The 3,192-nt window shown below is 64.8% G+C and carries 5 protein-coding genes; 2 read left to right on the top strand and 3 right to left on the bottom strand.

Annotated features, from left to right (window positions below; genetic code table 11):
- The first annotated feature begins 170 nt into the window (after positions 1–170).
- Positions 171–1,318, top strand: a protein-coding gene (locus EZE58_RS02065) for an IS3 family transposase (protein WP_100227560.1) whose coding sequence is annotated in 2 segments (ribosomal slippage) — positions 171–441 and positions 441–1,318 — 1,149 coding nt in all. Because the reading frame shifts where the segments join, the coding sequence is not laid out codon by codon here.
- A gap of 190 nt (positions 1,319–1,508) precedes the next feature.
- Here the strand turns inward: EZE58_RS02065 and EZE58_RS17305 are convergent.
- The 3 genes from EZE58_RS17305 to EZE58_RS02050 all read right to left on the bottom strand — a co-directional run bounded on the left by EZE58_RS17305 (position 1,509) and on the right by EZE58_RS02050 (position 2,901).
- Entirely contained in the window at positions 1,509–1,997 is a 489-nt protein-coding gene (locus EZE58_RS17305; RefSeq protein ID WP_009381341.1) for a hypothetical protein, read from the bottom strand.
- A gap of 55 nt (positions 1,998–2,052) precedes the next feature.
- Entirely contained in the window at positions 2,053–2,286 is a 234-nt protein-coding gene (locus tag EZE58_RS02055; protein WP_009381343.1) for a helix-turn-helix transcriptional regulator, read from the bottom strand.
- Between the two features lie 81 nt (positions 2,287–2,367).
- On the bottom strand, positions 2,368–2,901 hold the full coding sequence (locus EZE58_RS02050; protein ID WP_009381344.1) for an N-acetyltransferase: 534 nt from the start codon (positions 2,899–2,901) through the stop codon (positions 2,368–2,370).
- Here EZE58_RS02050 and EZE58_RS17155 point away from each other — a divergent pair.
- The coding region (locus EZE58_RS17155) for a hypothetical protein (protein WP_205772044.1) at positions 2,900–3,192 on the top strand (293 nt) is incomplete at its 3' end. The genes EZE58_RS02050 and EZE58_RS17155 overlap by 2 nt on opposite strands.

Below are 3,192 nucleotides of genomic sequence, written 5' to 3'. Positions count from 1 at the left end.
CGAACGAGATATAACTCTAGACCACCAGAACACCCCCACGCAACCCCGAAACCACACCAGGCAGGGTGACAACCACCACACACCTGTTGGGCTGACCCCGGGATGTAGGTCCAGTCGTTGTGTGAGTCGTCTTGATGCTCGCTGCTGCGGGCAGGAAGACTGGTCTCATCATGACGAACACGAGGAAGCGGCACACGCCTGAGCAGGTCGTGCGCAAGCTCGGACAGGCCGACCGGATGCTGGCCGATGGCGCGGACGTCGCGGCGGTGTGCCGCGAGCTGGGCGTGTCGGAACAGACGTACTACCGGTGGCGCAACCAGTACGGCGGGCTCAAGGCCGACGACGCCAAGCGCCTCAAGGAGCTCGAGAAGCAGAACGCCACCCTCAAGCGTCTGCTCGCTGAAGCAGAGCTGGAGAAGGCGGCGCTGAAGGAGCTGGCAGAGGGAAACTTCTAGGCCCGGGCAGGAGGCGCGCCGCTGTCGCTCACCTCATCGCGAAGATGCGGGTGAGCGAGCGGATGGCGTGCCGGCTGACCGGGCTATCCAGGTCCGCCTACCGGCGCACCCTCAAGGCCGATACCGTCGCCGACCCCGACGCCGCCTTGCGTGAATGGCTGCGCGGTTACGCGAAGAAGCACCCCCGCTGGGGCTACCGGCGCGCGTGCCACGACGCCCGCGGCGAGGGCTGGCAGGTCAACCACAAGAAGATCCAGCGGCTATGGCGCGAGGAAGGCCTACGCGTGCCCCAGCGACGTCGCCGTAAGCGCATCGGCTCCTCGACCACGGACGCCCCCAAGGCGTGCGCCCCGAACGTGGTGTGGGCCATCGACTTCCAGTTCGACGTCGACGAGGCCGGGCGTCCGATCAAAATCGCGTCGATCGTGGACGAGCACACCCGGGTCTGCCTCGGCGGCCTCGTGGAACGCTCCATCACCGCCGACCGTCTCACCGACCATCTCGACGACCTCGTTAAGCTGCACGGACCGCCCGCGGTCCTCAGAAGCGACAACGGGCCCGAGTTCATCAGCCAGGCGATCGCCGACTGGGCCGGCACCCGCACCGGCTTGTCGTACATCCCGCCCGGCTCGCCGTGGCTCAACGGCTACGTCGAGTCGTTCAACTCCCGCCTGCGCGACGAGTGCTTGAACATCAACAGCTTCTACTCACTGCTGCACGCCCAGGTCGTCATCGGCGACTGGAAGGTCGAGTACAACACCGTGCGACGCCACTCGGCGCTGGGCTACCTCACCCCGGCCGACTATGCTCGCCACTGCACCCACGAAATGGAACCCGACGACTCACACAGAGACCGGACCTAACAACGGGGGCGGCCCACTGTTGTCTGAAATGAATCCGCTGGTCAGGGCAGTGGTGGCTTGGTCGTCGTCACCGGTTCAGGGCTTCTCACGACATAGCTGCGGCGCGGATCGCGTCGACCTGCCGATCGATGACGGATGCGAACATGGCGATATCGGAATCCGGCAGGTTGAGTCGTCCGGCGACGGATCGCTAACGACCTGCAGCCTCGGCGACGTCGACCTCGGTCTGCCGCACCGCTGACTCTTCGAGGTGACAGAGCGTGCCGAATTGGACCAAGGCCTCAACATCGTCGTTGACGCTTTTCGCTCCATTGACAGCAGTCTGCCGTTCGGCGGCGTGGTCCGGTTCGAGATTGACGGGCTGAGCTCCCATCCCGCATGTCGGCGACGAAGCCGTGATTGCGGAGGTGGTCATCGGTGTTGTGCATCGCAACGGAATAGACCATCCGACGGAACAGCTCCTCACAGTCGCTGAAGCACCGTGGAGTCCGCTGACACTGAACGGGGCGGAGGACAGGGGCAGGACGGGGTCGATCGCGTACGCCCAGCGCTGCGCGAGATACGACTCTCCGTGGATGAAAGTCGTCGAGATCTGAGTTCGCGCGAAGTGGAAGCAGGCGGTGCCGACGGGCATTGGTGCGCCGTCGACATCGAGGTCCACGGAGACCTCGGTGCTCACCGCCTGATCCGCTCCGGCAGCGTCTCAGCGGACCGCCATCGGCCGACATCCGTGCTCAGGGGGTCGAATGCGCCCGCAACGTGGTCGAGTTGCCCGAGGCGTGCATGACTGACATGACGGCCCCGATCGAGACGCCAGCTTCTCCCCGTTCGGTCTTCTGCAATGTCGATCTCGAGATGCCGGCACGCTCGGCGAGCTCCTCGGATTTGAGAGTCTGCATGAGGCGCCATCGTCGAATCGATCCGCCGATGTCGACGAGGCGTCGAGAGACGGACCGTGTGACGTCCATGTCGCCTCCTCTTGTCGCTGATCGCAGGCATAAACGGTTCTACTGGTTAAAACACGCGCCATTAACTGTTTACGACAGGCTTCAGAGCTTGGAGAACGGCTCCGCATAGCGAAAGGCGCCACGCTGGCCGGAATACGAAGAGAGGGCTCGCGCCTGGAAGTAGTCGCCCCAGCTGGGATCGGGGCCGGTGATGTCCATCGCCGCGGCCGGCGCGAAACCGAAGCGGGTGTAGAACGCAGGGTCACCGAGGAGGCCGGCGACGGTCTCCCCCATCGCGTCCGCGGCGCCGAGCGCGAAGTGCATGAGCGCCGAGCCGACACCTCTGCCGTGCATCTCCGGCACAACGCTGACAGGGCCGATGCCGATCGCCGGCGATGATCCGATATGGGCTCGAGTGGCCACGAGGTGGCCGACGACGGTGTCGTCGACGACGGCGACCACGGAGAGCTCGGGGATCCAGCTCTCGTCTTCTCTCAGCCATTCGATGAGTGTGACCTCGCCGGGATCGCCTCCGGGAGTGACAGGAGGGGCACTGTGCGCGGCGGCAGCGAACGCTGCAGCGGTCACCGATCGGATCGCAGGAATGTCGGCCTCGGTCTCGCGGCGAATGATCATGACCCGACAGTACCCCGAATTCCCCGGCAATGTCGTGGTCTTCCTCAGCAGCCTCGTGGACGCGCGGGCCGAGCGAATCAGCCGGCGCAGCGCAGTGATCGTGAATGCAGAAAAGGGGCGACCCACTTGGGTCGCCCCCCACCACTCATTCGCAGGCGTCCACTCCCGTGAAGGCACGCATCTGCCTGTCCCCCACGAATCGGATCTGCCTGTGAATGAAAAAGTGGGGGCACCCCTTCGAAAAGGAGTGCCCCCACCAACAATTATTGCGGCAGTCACTTACTCTCCCAC

Origin of the sequence: Brevibacterium sp. LS14 (assembly GCF_012027885.1) — a bacterium.
Taxonomy (GTDB): domain Bacteria; phylum Actinomycetota; class Actinomycetes; order Actinomycetales; family Brevibacteriaceae; genus Brevibacterium; species Brevibacterium casei.
Note: the sequence above shows the minus strand (reverse complement) of the source record. Positions and strands in the feature narration are given on the sequence as shown.